Annotated in this window: 17 protein-coding genes; 7 read left to right on the plus strand and 10 right to left on the minus strand. The window is 61.1% G+C overall.

From position 1 onward, the window contains the following. The first annotated feature begins 37 nt into the window (after nt 1-37). The 4 genes from AMS69_RS02710 to AMS69_RS02725 all read left to right on the plus strand — a co-directional run bounded on the left by AMS69_RS02710 (nt 38) and on the right by AMS69_RS02725 (nt 3,064). The gene (locus tag AMS69_RS02710; RefSeq protein WP_053966555.1) at nt 38-313 is read left to right on the plus strand and encodes a hypothetical protein; all 276 of its coding nucleotides are present in this window, start codon (nt 38-40) and stop codon (nt 311-313) included. 95 nt (nt 314-408) lie between these two features. Then, nucleotides 409-1,344, plus strand: coding sequence for an ABC transporter ATP-binding protein (locus AMS69_RS02715; protein ID WP_053966556.1), 936 nt, complete (start codon nt 409-411; stop codon nt 1,342-1,344). Continuing rightward, nucleotides 1,341-2,345 carry an ABC transporter permease gene (locus AMS69_RS02720; RefSeq protein WP_053966557.1) on the plus strand — a complete coding sequence of 335 codons (1,005 nt, stop codon included), beginning with the start codon at nt 1,341-1,343 and terminating at the stop codon, nt 2,343-2,345. Before AMS69_RS02715 ends, AMS69_RS02720 begins: the two co-directional genes overlap by 4 nt. Before the next feature lie 89 nt (nt 2,346-2,434). Beyond that, complete coding sequence (locus AMS69_RS02725; protein WP_420870611.1) at nt 2,435-3,064, plus strand: DUF7504 family protein; 630 nt, start codon at nt 2,435-2,437, stop codon at nt 3,062-3,064. A gap of 75 nt (nt 3,065-3,139) precedes the next feature. Here the strand turns inward: AMS69_RS02725 and ligA are convergent, their stop codons facing one another. The 3 genes from ligA to AMS69_RS02740 form a co-directional block, all read right to left on the minus strand. Further along, the gene (ligA, locus tag AMS69_RS02730) at nt 3,140-5,218 is read right to left on the minus strand and encodes an NAD-dependent DNA ligase LigA (RefSeq protein WP_053966559.1); all 2,079 of its coding nucleotides are present in this window, start codon (nt 5,216-5,218) and stop codon (nt 3,140-3,142) included. Nucleotides 5,219-5,361: 143 nt separating this feature from the next. Continuing rightward, nucleotides 5,362-5,679 (minus strand): HalOD1 output domain-containing protein, encoded by a 318-nt coding sequence (locus AMS69_RS02735; RefSeq protein WP_337999197.1) that lies wholly within the window; start codon nt 5,677-5,679, stop codon nt 5,362-5,364. Nucleotides 5,680-5,818: 139 nt separating this feature from the next. Beyond that, a complete protein-coding gene (locus tag AMS69_RS02740) occupies nt 5,819-6,922 on the minus strand; it encodes a pyridoxal-phosphate-dependent aminotransferase family protein (RefSeq protein WP_053966561.1) in 1,104 nt (367 codons plus the stop codon). Nucleotides 6,923-7,089: 167 nt separating this feature from the next. Between AMS69_RS02740 and AMS69_RS20075 the strand changes: the two genes are divergently transcribed. Then, entirely contained in the window at nt 7,090-7,248 is a 159-nt protein-coding gene (locus AMS69_RS20075; protein ID WP_155119933.1) for a hypothetical protein, read from the plus strand. Here AMS69_RS20075 and AMS69_RS02745 read toward each other — a convergent pair. Continuing rightward, nucleotides 7,214-7,687: a hypothetical protein gene (locus tag AMS69_RS02745; RefSeq protein ID WP_053966562.1), complete on the minus strand. Its 474-nt coding sequence runs from the start codon at nt 7,685-7,687 to the stop codon at nt 7,214-7,216. The two genes, AMS69_RS20075 and AMS69_RS02745, sit on opposite strands and share 35 nt — an antisense overlap. 137 nt (nt 7,688-7,824) lie before the next feature. On the opposite strand from AMS69_RS02745, the gene AMS69_RS02750 reads away from it, so the two are divergent. Together AMS69_RS02750 and AMS69_RS02755 are read left to right on the plus strand one after the other, a co-directional pair. Beyond that, the gene (locus tag AMS69_RS02750; protein WP_053966563.1) at nt 7,825-8,448 is read left to right on the plus strand and encodes a hypothetical protein; all 624 of its coding nucleotides are present in this window, start codon (nt 7,825-7,827) and stop codon (nt 8,446-8,448) included. Nucleotides 8,449-8,481: 33 nt separating this feature from the next. Beyond that, nucleotides 8,482-10,227 (plus strand): excinuclease ABC subunit C, encoded by a 1,746-nt coding sequence (locus AMS69_RS02755; protein WP_053966564.1) that lies wholly within the window; start codon nt 8,482-8,484, stop codon nt 10,225-10,227. Between the two features lie 99 nt (nt 10,228-10,326). Here AMS69_RS02755 and AMS69_RS02760 read toward each other — a convergent pair whose 3' ends face one another. The 6 genes from AMS69_RS02760 to AMS69_RS02785 form a co-directional block, all read right to left on the minus strand. After that, nucleotides 10,327-11,043 carry a fumarylacetoacetate hydrolase family protein gene (locus tag AMS69_RS02760; protein WP_053966565.1) on the minus strand — a complete coding sequence of 239 codons (717 nt, stop codon included), beginning with the start codon at nt 11,041-11,043 and terminating at the stop codon, nt 10,327-10,329. A gap of 277 nt (nt 11,044-11,320) precedes the next feature. Further along, on the minus strand, nt 11,321-12,055 hold the full coding sequence (locus AMS69_RS02765) for a CBS domain-containing protein (protein ID WP_053966566.1): 735 nt from the start codon (nt 12,053-12,055) through the stop codon (nt 11,321-11,323). A gap of 354 nt (nt 12,056-12,409) precedes the next feature. Further along, entirely contained in the window at nt 12,410-13,636 is a 1,227-nt protein-coding gene (locus tag AMS69_RS02770; RefSeq protein WP_162230981.1) for a COG1361 S-layer family protein, read from the minus strand. Further along, nucleotides 13,521-14,078: an ATP-binding cassette domain-containing protein gene (locus tag AMS69_RS21160; RefSeq protein ID WP_053966568.1), complete on the minus strand. Its 558-nt coding sequence runs from the start codon at nt 14,076-14,078 to the stop codon at nt 13,521-13,523. Before AMS69_RS21160 ends, AMS69_RS02770 begins: the two co-directional genes overlap by 116 nt. A gap of 237 nt (nt 14,079-14,315) precedes the next feature. Beyond that, nucleotides 14,316-14,912: a TetR/AcrR family transcriptional regulator gene (locus AMS69_RS02780; protein WP_053966569.1), complete on the minus strand. Its 597-nt coding sequence runs from the start codon at nt 14,910-14,912 to the stop codon at nt 14,316-14,318. 135 nt (nt 14,913-15,047) lie between these two features. Then, nucleotides 15,048-17,540, minus strand: coding sequence for an efflux RND transporter permease subunit (locus tag AMS69_RS02785; protein ID WP_053966570.1), 2,493 nt, complete (start codon nt 17,538-17,540; stop codon nt 15,048-15,050). Nucleotides 17,541-17,560 lie beyond the last annotated feature (20 nt).

Here is a 17,560-nt window from a genome sequence, read left to right on the forward strand (position 1 = left end):
GTAAGATATAAACCGTCGGCGGGGCAACCGGAGAGCAATGACCGACGACGAGGAGACGGTCCAGTGCTGGCTGGTCGAACGCTCCAGTTTCGGCGACGAGCGCATGGTGACACTCATCTACGCGCCTCCGGCGGGCGACCGCCACCTGACCAAGCAGCTCTCGCCGAACCTGCTCAGGCGCAAACGGATTACGGCAGCCGTCGACGTCGAACCCGAGCGGCTCGAACCGGTAAACGACGAGGAGACACAGGAGCGCTACGCCACGGAGGCCCAGCGGATGGCCGAGCGCCACGACCCCGACGCCGAAGTGTAAGCGGGCGTTTCGACAGCTACGGCCCGTCTATCGAGTTTTTTGATTGATACCTGGAACACGAAAGACTATACAGGCGGCCGTCACAAACCGGCCGTATGGCAGCGATAGAACTGGATGGCGTCACCAAGCAGTTCGGGAGTCTCACCGCGCTGCAAGGGGTCGACCTCACCGTCGAGGAGGGCGAAATCTTCGGCTTCCTCGGCCCGAACGGGGCCGGGAAGTCGACAACGATCAACATCCTCCTTGATTTCGTCCGCGCGACCGACGGGTCGGCGACGGTACTCGGCCACGACATCCACGAAGAACCGAAGCGAATCCGTGCCCGCACTGGAGTCCTCCCCGAAGGTTACGACGTGTACGACCGGCTCACCGGTCGGCAACACCTCTCCTTTGTCATCGAATCGAAAGACGCCGACGAAGACGCCGATGCACTGGCCGAACGGGTTGGCATCGCCGACGCCATCGACCGCAAGGCCGGCGGCTACTCCAAAGGGATGCAACAGCGCCTCGTGCTGGCGATGGCGCTCGTCGGCAAGCCCGACCTCCTCATCCTCGACGAGCCGACGACCGGACTTGACCCGAACGGCGCACGGCTGATGCGTGAAATCATCCGCGAGGAGAACGAGCGCGGCGCGACTGTCTTTTTCTCCAGTCACATCCTCGGCCAGGTTGAGGCCGTCTGTGACACGGTCGGCATCCTCCAGAACGGCCGCCTCATCGCGAAAGACAGCGTTGCCGGACTTCGCGAGGCCGCCGCCGGAGACACCGTCCTCCGTGTGACGCTTTCCGACGGCGACGGCACCGACGCCGCAGTCGCGGCTATCGAGGGGCTCGACGAGGTGTCGACCGTGACTGCGGACGGAACCACGCTCACCGTCGGCTGTGACAGTGACGCGAAGATGGCCGTCCTCAACGCTGTCGAGGAAAGCGGGAGCGAGGTCGCCAACTTCGAGACCGAGGAGGCCTCGCTCGATGAAGTGTTCGCCGCCTACACCGAGCAACAGGAAGAGCAGGCGGAGGTCGACGCATGAGCGCCGAACAGAACCCGGTCAAGCGCCTCCTCGGAGACATCGATACGAGCATCAAGAACTCCGAGTTCGCCGACTGGTACCCAATCTCGAAAAAGGAGTTCCGTGACACGGTCCGCTCGCCGTGGATCTGGGTCCTCTCGCTCATCTTCATCGTGCTGTTCGCCCTGCCGGCGGTGCTGGGCCTGTATTTCAATATCGGCCAGCAGTTCGCCGAGGCCGGGGCGTCGCTGACGACGGACGCGTACGTCCGCTTTGCACTGCCGATTGCAGCACCGCTGCTTCCCGCTGTGGCAATCGTCATCGGCTACGCGGCGATTGCCCGCGAGAGCGAGCGCGGCTCCCTGAAGATACTGCTGTCGCTCCCGTACACGCGCGGCGAGCTGCTCGCCGGCAAGTTCGTCGGCCGGAGCGCGATCACGCTCATTCCGGTCACGGTCGGGTTCCTGACGACCTTGCTGGTGTTGCTCCCGTCAGAGATCGAGATTGCGTGGGAATCGTTCCTGCTGTTCGCGCTCGCCACGATGACATACGGCGTTGTGTTCACGGCGTTCGCAATCGGCCTCTCGGCGGCGCTGAAGACCGCTCGGCGGGCGATGGCGGCGTCGCTCGGAATCTACGTGTACCTGCAGGTGTTCTGGTCGAACCTCGGGGCCGGCCTCGGGAACCTGCTGTCGGACCACGCGAACATCGACCAAGTGACCCAGCTACACGTCGAACTGTTCGTCTCGCTGCTGAGTCCCATCGCGGCGTACCGCACGCTCGTCCAAGAGGTACTACAGGGCTCGCCGATCCGCTCGCGGCTCCTCCTCACGTCGAACCCGCAGGTGACGTGCGAGGAGATGCTGGGTGGAACGCTCGAAGTGACACAGGCCGGTGCCGAGTGTGCTAACGCCGCCTTGCCGCCCCAGTACAGCACTGTCGCGGTCATCGGCTATCTCCTGTTGTGGCTGGTCATCCCGCTGGTCGCCGGCTACTACGTCTTCGAGAACAAGGACCTCTGAACGGCCAGTAACACAACAGTATTATTCGGAGAAGGTGACGTACTACTGTGCCTCCAGAGTGGGCCTGTAATCACTGTAATTTCGTGGCCGTGGCGGGGACATCTCGGGACCTGATCCGTCGGATTCGAAGCCACCAGCGTCAAGCAGGCGGCAGCCTTCTCTTGCATGAGTCACCGAATAGCGATCAGGCACAGGATACGTGTGTTCGACATCTTAGTGCGAACGGGTCCGCTAACACGGGCGTGCTTATTGTTACGAAGTCACCGGCGCTGAAACTCAAGACGTGGCATCACAATGTTGGGGACTGGCCACAGCGACTCGAAATCCTCACACCCAACATGGCAGCGCAGCTTCCGGCAGAAGATATCGTCAACGATGAGGATTTCATCGACGGGCCGCTGGGAGTCACCGAACTCACGTCGGCTGACCTGAAGGGGCTTGCAAAAGAGATTGACGACATACTAACTGACCTCGATAAAGCAGTTGACAATCTCACCGTTTGTGTTGAAAATATGACAGAGGTCGCCAATTCGTTCGGGCCGCAGCCGGTGTTCAAGTTCACGCATGCGCTGAACGGTCGGTTCAGAAGTCTCGGGGCGTACGCACACTGGCACTACAAACCGGACACACAAATCGAGTCATCGAACCACCTGTTCAGGCAACTGTTCCAGCTACTGCACGAGACGCGGTCCGAAAAGAGTCACTTCGAAGTGCTCTAGCCAAGGTCCAATAGCATTCGATACCACAACCAGCGTCCGCACCACAGGGGGCAGGTCTGCACTCAACCGCCGCCCTCACAACACGCCCGCATCGGCCAACAGTGCCTCGAACTCGTCCTCGCTGAGCGTTTCCACGTTGTACTCTTCAGCGTCGTCCTGTTTTCGCTGGCCGGGGCTGTCGCCCAGCACCAGATAGTCCGTGTTGCCGGAGACGCTGCTCGTCGCTGACCCGCCGTTTCGCTCGATCAGTTCCTGCGCGTCGCTGCGAGTGTACCCGTCGAGCGACCCAGTGAAGACAAACGTCAGCCCGGTGAGAGCGTTGCCGCCGGTTTCTTCGGCGGCCTGTGGGTCGACGTGGTCGAGCAAGCGGTCGATGACGGCGCGGTTGCCCTTGCCCTCGAAGAACTCCACGATTGAGCGAGCGACGGTCAGACCCACGTCGGGGACCGTCTCGAACGCGTCGGTATCGCCCTCGTCGGCAGCGTCGAGTATCGCCTCGAACGTACCGAACTTCTGTGCAAGGTTTCGGGCCGTGACAGTCCCGACTTCAGGGATACCCAGCGCGACGAGGAAGTCCGCGAGTGGTGGCTCCCGAGCGCCGTCCATCCCGTCGACGAGGTTCTGAGCGCTGGTCTCACCCCAGCCCTCCAAGTCAGTAAGCTCCTCGACAGTGAGTTCGTACAGGTCCGCGGGGTCCGAGACGAGGCCGGCAGCAAGGAGTTGTTGGACGGCCTTCTCTCCTAGGCCCTCAATGTCCAGCGCATCACGGCTGGCGTAGTGCTCGACGCTGCGTTCGCGCTGGGCGGGGCAGGTCAGCCCGCCGGTACAGAACGCCATCGGGCCGTCGCGCTCAACCGGGCTGTCACAGGCCGGGCAAGTCTCAGGAAACTCGAAATGGCCGTCGCCGTCGTCGTCAAGCACTTCGACGACATCCGGAATGACATCGCCGGCTCGCTTGATGCGAACGCGGTCACCAACGTCAACGCCGAGGTCAGCAATGAGCGACGGGTTGTGAAGCGAGGCACGAGAGACAGTAACGCCACCGACCTCGACGGGGTCCATGAGCGCGACGGGGGTGAGCCGTCCGGTCCGGCCGACCTGCACCACGATATCACGCACCGTCGTCTCCTCCTTGCGGGCCGGGAACTTGTAGGCGAACGCCCAGCGCGGGGCGCGGGAGGTCGATCCGAGTTCGTCGCAGGCGGCCATGTCATCGACCTTGATAACGACGCCGTCGATCTCGTAGTCGAGGTCGTCGCGGGCCTGCTGCTGCTCGTTCCGGTAGTCGATTGCGGCGTCGATATCGTCAACGATAGCGGTTCGGTCACAGACCCGGAGTCCCCACTCGGGGAATCGGTCGTGCATCTCGCTGTGGCTCTCGAAGCTGACCGAGGCATCGAGGACACCAAAGAAGAACACCGATAGCGGGCGCTCGGCGGTCACCGAGGGGTCGAGCTGGCGGAGCGTCCCGGCGGCGGCGTTGCGGGGGTTCGCGAAGGGGTCTTCGCCGCGTTCGACACGCTCACGGTTGAAGGCCGTGAAGGCGTCCCGCGGGATGTACACCTCGCCGCGGACGGCCAGGAAGTCGGGGTAGTCACCGCGCAGCCGTTGGGGAACGCTGGCGATGGTTCGGACGTTCTCGGTCACGTCCTCACCGACCTCGCCGTCGCCGCGGGTCGCGGCCCGCTGGTAGACGCCATCTTCGTAGACGATCTCGACGGAGAGGCCGTCGAACTTCGGCTCGCAGAAGTATTGCACGTCGTCAGTGTCGAGTCCGTCTCGGACCCGCTCGTCGAACTCCCGCACGTCCGCTTCCTCGCCGCCCTGGTCGATAGACCCCATCCGGGCGACGTGTTCGACATCGGGGAGTTCGTCCAGTGGCTCGCCGCCGACACGCTGGGTCGGACTCCCGTCAGTGTCGAGGTCGAACGCCGATTCGAGTCGCTGGAGCCGGGTAAACAGCGCGTCGTAGGCCCGGTCGCCGATGACCGGGTCGTTCTCGACGTAGTACCGGTAGTCGTGATGGCGGATGGCCTCTCGCAACTGGGCGGCTTGCTCGCGAGCGGTCTCGGCGTCCACGTCCTCGACGGACTCGAACTCGGTCCGCGGATCGGAGATGTAGGGGTTCCCGGCGACATCCTCGGCAGTGGTCATGCTGACCCAGAGTTACGTCTCGGATACAAAAACGGCTCTGCTCCGACCCTCGGATCGGGAGAACAACAGACGAAAGCTGTGAGTGCGTTTCCTACGCCGCCACTGTCCGGTATGACGAGACAGAGATGGTGCAGAAATTCTGGTTATCGACCGATGCTGGATTTGGGGGCCTTGATGACGAGTTCCCCGTCGCTTCGGACAGTGATCGAGTGATCGGCATATTCAAACGAGATACTGACAGGTGTCGAACGGTTCGAGGAGTCGATAAGCGAGTCGAGCGCTTCGGGGTCGACAGTCTCGTACAGCGGTGCGAAATCGGTCTGTTCCCGCCCGGTGAGGGCGGAGATATACTCAGTCACGGCCGCACTCGGTCGAGTCTCGGTCCAGTCGAGCTGTTTTCTGGTCACGTTCATCGGTCTTGAGGTGTCGCTTTCCGTACTCCGCCTGTTACTTTTACTCATGCGGTTTGTCTATCTACATCAAAGTAGCAAGCAGTAATATAGTCTTCCCAGCATTATCAAACTGTGAAAACGCCAAGTGGTGGCCGCTGAATCCTCCAATTCAAGCTATAGACCCGGTCTTCGTCGGTTTTCACCTGCGTTACAGATCGGCGACGTCTTCGATTGCGTCGGTTAGCTCCTTGATGCTCTCGACGGTGTGTTCGCCCATGTGTCCGATACGGAAACTCTCCTCGCTGATGTCGCCGTAGCCGCTGGAGAACACCATGTCGTACTCCTCGGAAACGGCCTCGACCGTCTCTGCGACGTTGATGTCCTGCGTGTTCTCGATGCAGGTCACCGTCTGGGACTCGTAGCCGTCCTCGGGATACAGGTCGAAGTGCTCGCGGGCCCACTCGCGGGTGTACTCGGCCATCTCCTGATGGCGCTGGTCGCGGGCGTCGTGGGTCTCATCGAGCATGTGTTTCATCTGCTTGCGGTAGGCGAGCATGAGCGGAATCGCCGGCGTGGAGTGAGTCTGGCCCTTCCGGTCGTAGTAGTCGAGCGTGCGCTGGAAGCCGCCGTACCACGACGCCGAGTCCTTCTCCAGTTCCCGCTCGTAGGCGGCGTCGCTGACAGCACAGACGGCCAGTCCGGGCGGCATAGCGAAGGCCTTCTGCGTGGACGTGAAGATGGCGTCGATGCCGTGGGCCTCGATGTCGATCTGATCGCCGCCGAGACAGGAGATAGCGTCGACGATGAAGTAGGTGTCCGGGTACTCCGCGACCACGTCGCCGATTTCCTCGATTGGGTTGCGGACGCCGGTCGAGGTCTCGTTCATCACGGCCCCGACGGCGTCGTAGTCGCCGGATTCCAGCGCGTCGCGGATGTCGTCGGGCTTGACCGCCTGGCCCCAGTCGTACTCGATGCGGTCGACGTCCTTGCCCAGTCGCTCGGCGACGTTGGCCTGGCGCTCGCTGAACGCGCCGGAGGTCGGCACGAGCATGCTGTCCTCGACTAGGTTCAGCGTCGTCGACTCCCAGAACTCCGTGCCCGACGCCGTGAGCACGATAACGTCGTTGTCGGTCCCGAGGAACTCCTTCGTGTCCTCGACGATGGTGGTGTAGAGGTCGGTCATCCGGTCCATCCGGTGGCCGAACATCGGCTCGGCCATCGCCTCGATAACGTCCTCCCGCACCTCTGTCGGCCCCGGAAGATACAGCGTCTTGTCCTGATACTCGTCTTTGTATTCGCGTTTTTCGGTCACAGAACCACCTGTAGTAGGTACACTCTCGAATCCGGGAGGCATGGTAGTTTTGATACCAAGCGAACCGGCAAGCGCCCTGACGCGGGCGGACCGCTCACGGAGAAAACACTCAGATACCGATTGTACCCTCCACGAAGTATTTATCAGTTGAACAATCACGTTCGAACATGGGTCGCCACACCCAACTCACAGATGCCCAGCGAGCGGCTGTTGCCGATAGAGCGGTCGAACAAGTCGCCGACACGCTGGTCGAGATGCACGCCGACTCGCAACTGAGCCAGCGCAAACCGCTCAGCGACGACGATACCAGCGGATACCGTACATGACCAGCCCGGCGTAAATCGCCGGCCCAACCAGAACTGTCGCGCTGGTCGCCACCATTCCACTGAACAGATATCCGAGGAACACGTCGATAAACACCAGCAGGAAGGGGGCGAGCGCAAGTGCCTTCCCGCCGGTTCTGAGCGCCGCGTCGAACGTCGGCTGTGTCGCAGCAATCGCTCCGACGCCGGCGACGACAAGGAGATACAGCGCAGCGCCCGGAGGCGAGACGAGTGGGAGCGTGAACAGGGCGATACCGGCGAGGACGACCCCAACGATTGTCGACCCGTTGTCGCTCTGGGTGAGTGCGTTCTGGATACCGTCGAGGTCACCGGCGTTGAGTGCCGCTTCAAGATCAGACGTGGTCTGACTGCCGCCGGCGTCGAGAACCGTCGTCCCGGTTCCGGCGTCGACCGGGCTATCGAAGTCCCGACCGCAGTGCATACACCACGTCGCGGTCGCACTGACTTTCTCCGAGCAGTGAGGGCAGCGGGGATCGGCGGTCATACTGTCATGTTCGAGGGCGCACAGTTAGCGGTTACGGGGGGAGAATATACACGTCTACACAGTAAACGGGAAGTATGGATTGGGTCGCACGGGCCGAGAGCCTCCTGTACGACGGCGAGGCAATCGAAGCGGACGTTCGGCTGGACCGTGGTGGCGTCGTCGTGACGAGTCACCGCGTTCTCGTGTTCACGCCGGACCGCGAGGGATCGAACTACCGGCAGGTCGACCGACCCAACGTCGAGGGCGTCGACGCCACCACGAGCGGCGACTGGTCGTTCCTCGAACTCGGCGTAAAGGCGCTGGTCGTGGGTATCGTGCTGGTAGCTGCCGGGATGACCGTCAGCCTCGATAGCCTCGTCGGCAACGTCTCACTGGACAGCGGCGGTGCTGCGAGTGCCGTCGGCATCGGCGGGATGCTCGGGATGCTCCAGACGATGCTGACGCTGATGGCGCAACTTGACGACCTAATGCGACTGTTTGGCGGTCTTGCGCTGGCCTTTGCCGCCGTTGTTCTCGGAGTCTATCTCTGGAGTCGCGACCGCTTGCTCGTCGTGCGTGTCGCCGGTGACGACGACATCGAACTGGCCGCACCAGACGACGAGAGCGTCGTCGAGCGGATCGAAGCCGCCATCGTTCCGGGAACACCCACTTCCGATGCCGAAGAGACGACACAGCCGCCTGACGACCCGCTCCCGTGACGTTCAACCCCGCCGAGTACCAACGCTGAGCCAATGGACGCCGACGAGGTCCGAGAACGCGCGGGGTCGTTGCCACGGGAGCCCGGCGTGTACCTGTTTGAACAGGGCCGGGACGACACGCGCCGAGTCCTCTACGTCGGAAAAGCCGTCGACTTGCGGGACCGCGTGCGCTCCTATGCCGACCCGCGCAGCGAGCGCATCGCCAAGATGGTCGAGCGGGCCGGGACCATCGACTTCGCCGTCACCGACACCGAGACACAGGCGCTGTTGCTCGAAGCGAACCTCATCAAGCGCCACCGGCCGCCCTACAACGTCCGGTTGAAAGACGACAAGTCATACCCGTTGGTGCAGTTGACCGACCATCCCGTCCCTCGAATCGAGGTGACGCGCGACCCGGCGGACGGCGCGACCGTCTACGGGCCGTTCACCGACAAGGGTCGGGTCGAAACGGTGGTGAAGGCCCTGCGGGAGACCTACGGACTACGGGGGTGTTCCGACCACAAGTACAGCAATCGGGACCGGCCCTGTCTGGACTACGAGATGGGCATCTGCACCGCGCCCTGTACCGGCGAAATCAGCGAAAGCGACTACGCCGAGGACGTGGAAGCGGTCACGCGGTATTTCGAGGGCGAGACCGGCGTGCTCGCGGACCCGCTCCGACGCGAGATGGAGGCCGCCGCCCAGTCCCAGGAGTTCGAGCGCGCCGCGAACCTCCGGGACAAGCTCGGGGCCGTCGAGGCGCTCCACGGCGAGGGCGACACCGCCGTCAGCGACTCCGGTGGGTACCAGACGACGGACGTGCTGGGGGCCGCTATCGAGGGCGAGCGGGCCATCGTCGCCCGGCTCCACGCCGAGGGCGGCAAGCTCGTCGAGCGGGACCGGCACACGCTCGAAGCGCCGGACGGCGAAGGAACCGCTGGCGTGTACCGGGCGTTCATCCCGCAGTACTACGCCGAGCGGGAGCTACCCGACCGGATTCTCTGTGCCGAATCCCCCGCCGACCCGGACATCGAAGCATGGCTTGAGAGCGAGGGCGTCATGCTTGGGGTGCCCGGGGCCGGCCGAGAGGCGACGCTGGTCGACCTCGCGCTGAAAAACGCCCGTCAGCGCGGCGGGACCGACGACGAGACCGGCCGACTTGCCGACGCGCTGGGCATCGACCGCCCGAACCGCATCGAAGGGTTCGACGTGAGCCACGCCCAGGGCCGGTCTGCCGTCGGGTCGAACGTCACCTTCGTCGACGAGACGCCCAAGAAAAGCGACTACCGGCGGAAGAAGCTCACCGAGCGAAACGACGACTACGCGAATATGCGCGAACTCCTCCGCTGGCGGGCCACGCGTGCCGTCGAGGAGCGGGACGACCGCCCGGACCCGGACCTGCTGCTCATTGACGGCGGTGACGGCCAGCTCGGGGCAGCTCGCGACGCTCTCGCCGAGACCGGCTGGGACGTGCCGGCCGTCGCGCTCGCGAAAGACGAGGAGCTGGTCATCACGCCCGACCGCGTGTACGACTGGGACGACGACGCCCCGCAACTCCACCTGCTCCAGCGGGTTCGTGACGAAGCACACCGCTTTGCCGTCCAGTACCACCAGACGCTGCGGGACGACGTGTCGACGACGCTGGACGACGTGCCCGGCATCGGCCCCGAAACGCGGAAGCGACTGCTCCGGCGCTTCGGCAGCGTGGATGGCGTCAAAGCGGCCTCCGACGAGGAACTGACAGCTATCGACGGTATCGGCGAGCAAACCGCGGAGACGATTCGGACCAGACTGCAGTGATTTCGTATAGCGAGTAACGGTTTATTTTTGAAAGGGTCGGGCTCACCCGTACTCCGACAGGGAGACGACGAGAAAGGCGTTACGGCCCGTATTGGCCACCTACGGCTCGACAACCGAGTTCCGGAGCGTTCCGACACCCTCGTAGGTTATCTCGATCGTGTCGCCGGGCGCGACAGTCCCCGGGTTGGCCGGGCTACCGAAGGCGACGACGTCGCCGGGGCGGAACGTGAACCGCTCCGAGAGGTACGCGACCACCTCGTGGGGACCGAACAGCATCTCGCTGGTGTTGGCAGACTGGCGGCGCTCGTCGTTGATGTCGGTGTACATGTCGATGCTGGTGGGATCAACGTCGGTCTCGATCCACGGCCCCAGCGGCCCGGAACCGTCGAAGGCCTTTCGCGCGGTTCGGCCCTGCTGGTCCAGCGCATCGACATCGTTCAGGACCGTGTATCCCCTGACCGCGTCGGGAACGTCGGCCGGGTCGAGGTCGTGACAGCGCTTGCCGATTACGGCGGCCAGTTCACCGGCGTAGGTGAGCTCATCGGTGAACGGCGGGTAAGGAATGTCCTGCTCATGGGCGAGTAGCGCCGCCGGCGGCTTGATGAAGAAATCCGGCTCCTCAGGCCGGTCGTAATCCATCTGGTCGTTCGTAGCGGCGTAGTTCCGACCGACGCAGTACAGCGCGGTCGGATCACACGGCGGGAGCAGTCGTCCATCGCGGCCGACCACGTACTGTCCATCGTCAGCGTGGACGACACCGTCAACGTATTCGCCGGTGACCGGTCCATGGTCCGTCAGCAGTCGCGCGATTCGCATACGGGGTGGTCGAGAGCCGGTCAAAAAGGCGTGTCGGCTACAGTGTGCACCGATCGACGGCTATCATCGTTCTCACGGCCGAGAACGCTTGTCTGTCGACGTTTCAGCCGAGAGTCGACCAGTTTTTGTGACTGAAAATAAATTCAATATCGCTATATCAAATATCTCGAGAAGAATAGTTGAGACCGAGCGTCCCAATGCATAGCCACCAGGCCAGTTGCTTGGTTTGCGATCAAGCCGTATGACACTCAGGACACTCCGCGTACGAATGCAACAGTTACACTGAGGAGAAGTACGACTGACCGAAACGAAGCATGTCGCGGTCAAATTCTTCTGGATCGTCAACTCGGAAGTGAAAGAGCTGGTTTCGCATATCCCCTATTTCAAGCACTAACTCGCGAATTACGTCCTGTTGGTCGTCGAAGAGTGATTCAAACTCCTCCCAGTGAATCGAAATGAACTGGGCGTAGTGTGCGTAACTACAGTGCTCGATTGACGCCGGTGTAGGCAGTGGGTGTTCCTCGTCGAACGTTTCGCCCAACTGCTCCGACAGCGAATCCCCGAACACTCGCGTGAAAACATCACGCAACTGCATTTCGATGGACTCGATCAACAGAAACGGCTCGAGCATCTGTTTCAGTCGCGTCAAGAGATCGTAGTCGGTCAGAATCCGCCACTCGTCGTCTCGATCGACTATGATGTACGTGTACTCCGCGAGTGCATCGAATACGGCGAGCAGATTCTCGTCCTCGCTGATGGTGTGTGCATCTTCGACGGCCGCTCCGACCGAGATCTTATCGAGCGTTTTGTGTCCGACCTCCAGCCGCTGGAATGCAAGGAGGGTCCGGACCACGGACCTGTAGGTGACAATCCCGACGAGTTCGCCGTCACGTTCGACACCGATCTGGGTGTAGCTGTTCTCGAACATCTGACGGAGTGCCGATTCGAGCCCGAGGTCGTATTCGACGGTCTGGAGGGTATTCTCGATAGGTAAATCGGCGATTGTGTACATGGATGATAGGAACGTTGGTCCGTAGCCAACTATGCGTTTCCGTCCGTATCCAAACAACCGCTGTGTCCATGTTATTCAGTAGTCCGAGAAAGTTGATTGCATTGGTCTTTAGTTAGGCCTCCCACACACTTCGTTGTAGTGCTGAGGGCCAGCATTTCAAGCCGGCTCGTGTGTCACCTTTGACCTGGACGATTTTGACAGGCGAGAGACCCTCTCATCAGCATCCGGTGGTTCGTAAGAGTATTTCTCTTGACGTTCAATTCTGGATGGCGGACGAAGCGCAAACCAATACCACCCAGCGTGGAAATTCGATGGTCGACGGAATAGATCCGACTGAAACGAGACGATCGGTGCTTACTGACGGAGCCACCACCACCCGCTCACAATCACGACTGCCGCGAGTACGGCCACACCGACGACGAAGGCAGTATCGCCGCCCGGACCCGACGGTTCTGCGATGGTTACTGCTACGAGCGACGGTTCCATCCGGATCATGTCACCGTTGGTCGTCTCGACGGTCGCGTTGAGCGCGACGGCGTGGGTGCTCTCGACTGCGGCCTCCGAGACCGAGAGTTCGAAGCCGAGCGTCGCGGTCTCGCCGGGGTCGAGCGCGCTGACGAACGCGCTGGGGGATTCGCTGGTGAACGGCGGGGCCGTCGCGAGGCTGACTCGTACGTCTTCGAGGCGCGCGTCGCCGACGTTCGTGACGCGGACGCTGAGCCTGTTGCTCGTGTCGATGCCGTAGCTGGCGTTCACCGCCTCGAACGCGAGGCGGTCGGGCTGGGGTACGACATCACCGCGGAATTGGAGCGGCGTGCTCTGTCTGTCGGCACCGCTTGGCCCCTCGTAGCGGACGGTCACGTCGAACGGGCGGGGACCGGCCGCAGCTGTCGGGGCGACTACCGCGTCCAACGAGAACTCAGCCGTGGAGCCAGTCTCGATATCGCCGAGGGCGTACGTCGTCTCCGTGAACCGGACGTTCGGCGATGGAGAGGAGATCACGACCACGACATTGCGTGCCGGCGTGGGGCCGCGGTTGACGACCGTCCCGCGCACCCGCCCCTCCTCACCGACAGTCATCGAGACGTCGGGGTCGCGGACAGCGAAGTCAGGGTCGGGCGCGACGGCCACCCCGATGCTCGCTGGCCTGGCCGACGCGTCAGCACCCCGGTCGGTCCGGTAGTCGACGGCCGCGTCGAGCGTGTAGGTCCCGCCCGCCGTGCTGGGCGGCGCGGCCACGTCGAAGGTAAACGTCCGCTCGGCCTCGGACGGCCAATCCCCGACAAACCGAGTGCTCGCATCCCCTCCGTCAACGGCAAGTGCCCCACCGGCCGATCGGAGGGCGAGCGTGGCCTCGTTCGTCCACGACCCGTCGTTCCGGAGCGTGACCGCGAGAGTTCCCGACCCGCCGGCCGCTACGTCGCTTTCCACGTCGGTGACGACGAACTGGCGGTCGGTCTGTGGTTCAACGCCGACGACGCTGGACGCGTCGGTCTGCCGGACGCCGCGGTCGTCGTCGAACGCCGTTGTCACCCGAAACGGGTACGTCGCGTTCGTCGCCGTCTCGGTCGCCGCGACCACGTAGGTGAGCGTCTGTTGTTGCCCGGGTGCCCACGCGCCGGCGTACTGGCTCGACGTTCCCGACGACCCGACGCGGACGTCGGGGTCCAGCGAGTCGAGTGAGATAGCCGTCTCGTTCGCCGCCTTTGAGCGACGATTGGTAGTCAAGGTACTCGCGGCCCGTAACCTGTTCGTCAAGGCCTGGATCGCCTGGCAGATACCCGATTTCAGCCTTCGCTTCGAGGAGTTCGTCTTCGTCGCGAACGTCATGGCCGAGCACCGTCGCGGTTCCCTCGGTCGGCGACTGGAAGCCGAGCAAACTGCGAATCGTCGTCGTCTTTCCCGCGCCGTTCGGCCCGAGGTAGCCGAAAATCTCGCCCTCTTGAACGGTGAACGTCAGGTCATCGTTGGCCCGAACGTCGCCGTAGTGTTTGCTCAGCTCCGATACCTCAATCGCCGCCATGGGCGCAAATGACGGCAAGAGAATATAATATTTTGTACGAGTGGGGTATTTTTACAGTTGTAGGTGGCCGGTTGCTCCGCCTGCCTGCGAAGTTTTGAACGCCATTATCAGACCTGGTTGAGAGAGTACTCCGGTGTTTTTGAGCTGTGCCACGTTTCATTGGAAGCGTACCTGTCAAATATCTTTGTATTGATGGTTTCGTATAGGATGTTCTTCGGAATACGGTATTGAGGTCGGTTAGGCTATCAAATGCGAGTCAATATGGGAGAAAAGAGACTCTCTTGCTCGTACTGCTGCGGCTTCACGGTTGGTTGTGAGACGGGTGTACATGGTTCCTTTGATCACCGCCAGAATGTGCTCGGCCTCTTGCGCCGGGTCAACGTCTCGGAACACATTTGTGCGGACACCACGGCGGACGGTCGTTTCGATGATTGTTGCGAGTCGGTTGTCGATCTCGGTGAACTGCTCGCGGAACGCCTCCTGTTCTAGCGCTTGCGGAGAAATAGTGACTAATACGCAGTGAAGCTGGCGTTTCTCCTTTTTTAACTGGCTCGGTAGGAGTGTCGTTATGATGTGGTCAAGGTCTTCTTTCGGATGGTCGCCGATGGTCGTATTGATTGTCGATTCGAATCGATCGATAGAAAACTTGAGAAACTCGATTAGTAGAGCGTCTTTTGAGTCATAGTAGTGATATATCGTCGATTTAGCTTTGTCGAGTTCGTCCGAAATGAGCGATATCGAGAGTTTAGCGTAGCCACTCTTAACTAGTGCTTGGTGCGTTGCATACATGATTTCTCTCTCGGTGGCACCCAGTGTGTCACTATGGTCAGTCATCTGAACAGTCTCTCCCTAGTTGGTTGCTACGGTACCACCGTAGCCCGGTCTCCCCGAACCACACACTCTTCGGGCCAGAACTAGACCATCCGATTTGGTCGTAACAGGCCACGAGTATGGGCAGAAGGGAGCCCATTAGTTCGGACTCCATGTTGAGCGCGACGGAAGCAGTGTTTCGAGCGTGTCCCGACTATTGTCCCAGATGACAATCGATGTCGGGAGGACCAGTATGGACGCGATGAACGAATAAAGGACGCTGAGGGCGATCAGCAATCCAAACTGGCCAAGGATCGGAACAACCGCGAGGACAAGCACTCCGGTACCGGACGTTGTGGTGACCATGCTGCCCGCCAGTGCGCCACCAGTTCCACGGACGCTGATGTCGAGCGCTTCAAGCAACCCGGTGTCGCCGCGGTACTCCTCGGAGAACCGATGCACGAGGTGTGCGGAGTAATCGATACCAAGCCCGATTCCGATCGATAGTGTCGTTCCGGTGAGGACGTTGAATGGAATATCCAGATACCGCATTGTCGTCGCCAAGGCGGCAATAGTGAGCAGTATCGGTACGAGATTCGCAACCCCCAATCCGGGACGACGTTCAAGTAGCCAGTAGGCGAAAAGCAGGAACGCTGCAGATGCAAGAATTGCGAGAGCCAGGCTGATATACGCTGATTCTGCGATTACATCAGATACAGCTTTTAATACCACAACACTGCCAGTTGCGGTCGCCTCCATCCGAAATTCGTCTGCAACGGCTCTCGTATCGTCTGTCACTTCCTGTTGACTTGCATCAGACTCGACAGAGTATACGATGCGCGTTCGCGCGTAATCGTCAGTCATATACGATTCCGCGCGGTCACCGTACGGCGAATCATACAGCGCGTTGTAGATGGTCGGAAGATTCTGGTCAGGCACACCGTTACCGTTTTGATCGTTCTGTGCGACGAGTTGACGGAACTCCGGCGAAGCTCGCTCGTACCGATTAATCACGGTAAGGATACTTGTCGTGTCTGCACTCCCGCCAGCTGTAACAAAGGAGTCGGGTGGATCCTGATTCGCCCGGTGAATCTCCTCTAGCGCTGTTCCGTCCTGTAAGGACCCTTCAACATATATCGTTACTGTGTCACTCTCACCGCTTTCGAAGGTGTCTTCAAGATAATTTATCTGTTTCGTGACGGTGTACTCGCTCGGAGCCACAGCTTCCGGCAGAACCTCAACGTATCCGGGATTCTCCTCCGGTGGGAGGAAGTCTTCAGTGGTGAATCGGGTATCAATCCCAGTTCCATACGCTCCCATAGCTGCCGTAGACACCAGTACGAGGGCAAAGAATATGTACGGGGCTCGGCGGGCGATTGTCACGCCGACGGTTAGCGACTTGCCGACTGCGGAGTCCTCAGAGCCGATTGGAGCGATACTGAATTCAGGGAGGTCGTATCGCACTCGCTGCCGGTCGATGAAGTGCTTGAACGACGGCAGGAAAATACCGAAGATGAGGAACGTGAATATGATTCCGACGCTGGCCACGAAGCCGAGGTCGCGGATCGGACCGAGCTGGCTGGTCCCGTTTGCGGCGAATCCCAGCACTGTGGTTCCTGTCACGATAAAGAACGCAGGGAGCAACTGGTCAGTTGCGGTCCGCATCGCGGGTGTTGGGTCGATGTCCTCGATCCGTTCTTCGCGGTATCGGTTCACAGCGTGAATCCCGAAGTCGATTCCGATGGCAAGAAGCAACGGCGGGACTGTGATCAACATCTGCGTGAAGGGGATACCGGCCCATCCCATGAACCCGAATGTCCACACAATCGCCATCGCAAGGGAGACCAGGCCAATGAGCAGGTCAAACGGGTCCCGGTACGCGATAATGAGGAAAAACAGAATCAGAACCACGGCGGCTGGGACAACAAGCCCCAACGAGTCGGAGATGACGCTGCTCAACTCCGCAGAGATGAGTCCACTACCAAAGACAGAGATATCACCGTCAACCGAGCTGACAATGAACTCCGCTTCCTGTTGAATGGGCGTCAGCGGTGATGACCCTTCTGTCCCAGCACTGCTTGAGACACCTGAAACCTCGTGTGTGACAGTCGTCAGTGTTGCAGATGCCGAGGGCTCTTCTCGGTTTAGATCGTTGCTGAGGAGCCCCGCAACTGCCGGCTGGCGCTCAAGTGTGGTTCGGGTGGCGGACTTAATCTCCGTCTGGGAGGCTGCTTCTACGGCATCGATCTGCTCTGGGAGTGTGTCCGCGTTCGGGTCCAGCGTCTGGGCGACTGCCTGTGCGACGCTTGTCGTCCCGACAACGTCCTGTGATTCACGCTGTGTAAGCCGGTTCTGTGCTTTCAGCATATTGAGGATAGCCGGCTTCGACAGGACGTTCTGGTCCTTTTGAATAAGCGTTGTAGAGCCAGTCCCCTCACCGAACGGTTCGCGCTCGAAGTTGTCGTTGACCTCGTCGAACGCTTCCTGTGCGGGAACGCCGTCAGTGAACTGTGATGTCCCTGAGTCGGTCGCGGTCATGCCGAACCCCGCCGACAGAATGAGGGTTGTGATGATGAACACAGCGACGACTGTCTTGTCACGGTTGACAATCCAATCGTCCAGTATGTCGATGTATTTCTGATAATCTAGCATTGTGACATAGATGTTAGCTT

It is taken from the genome of Haloarcula rubripromontorii (assembly GCF_001280425.1).
Lineage (GTDB): Archaea > Halobacteriota > Halobacteria > Halobacteriales > Haloarculaceae > Haloarcula > Haloarcula rubripromontorii.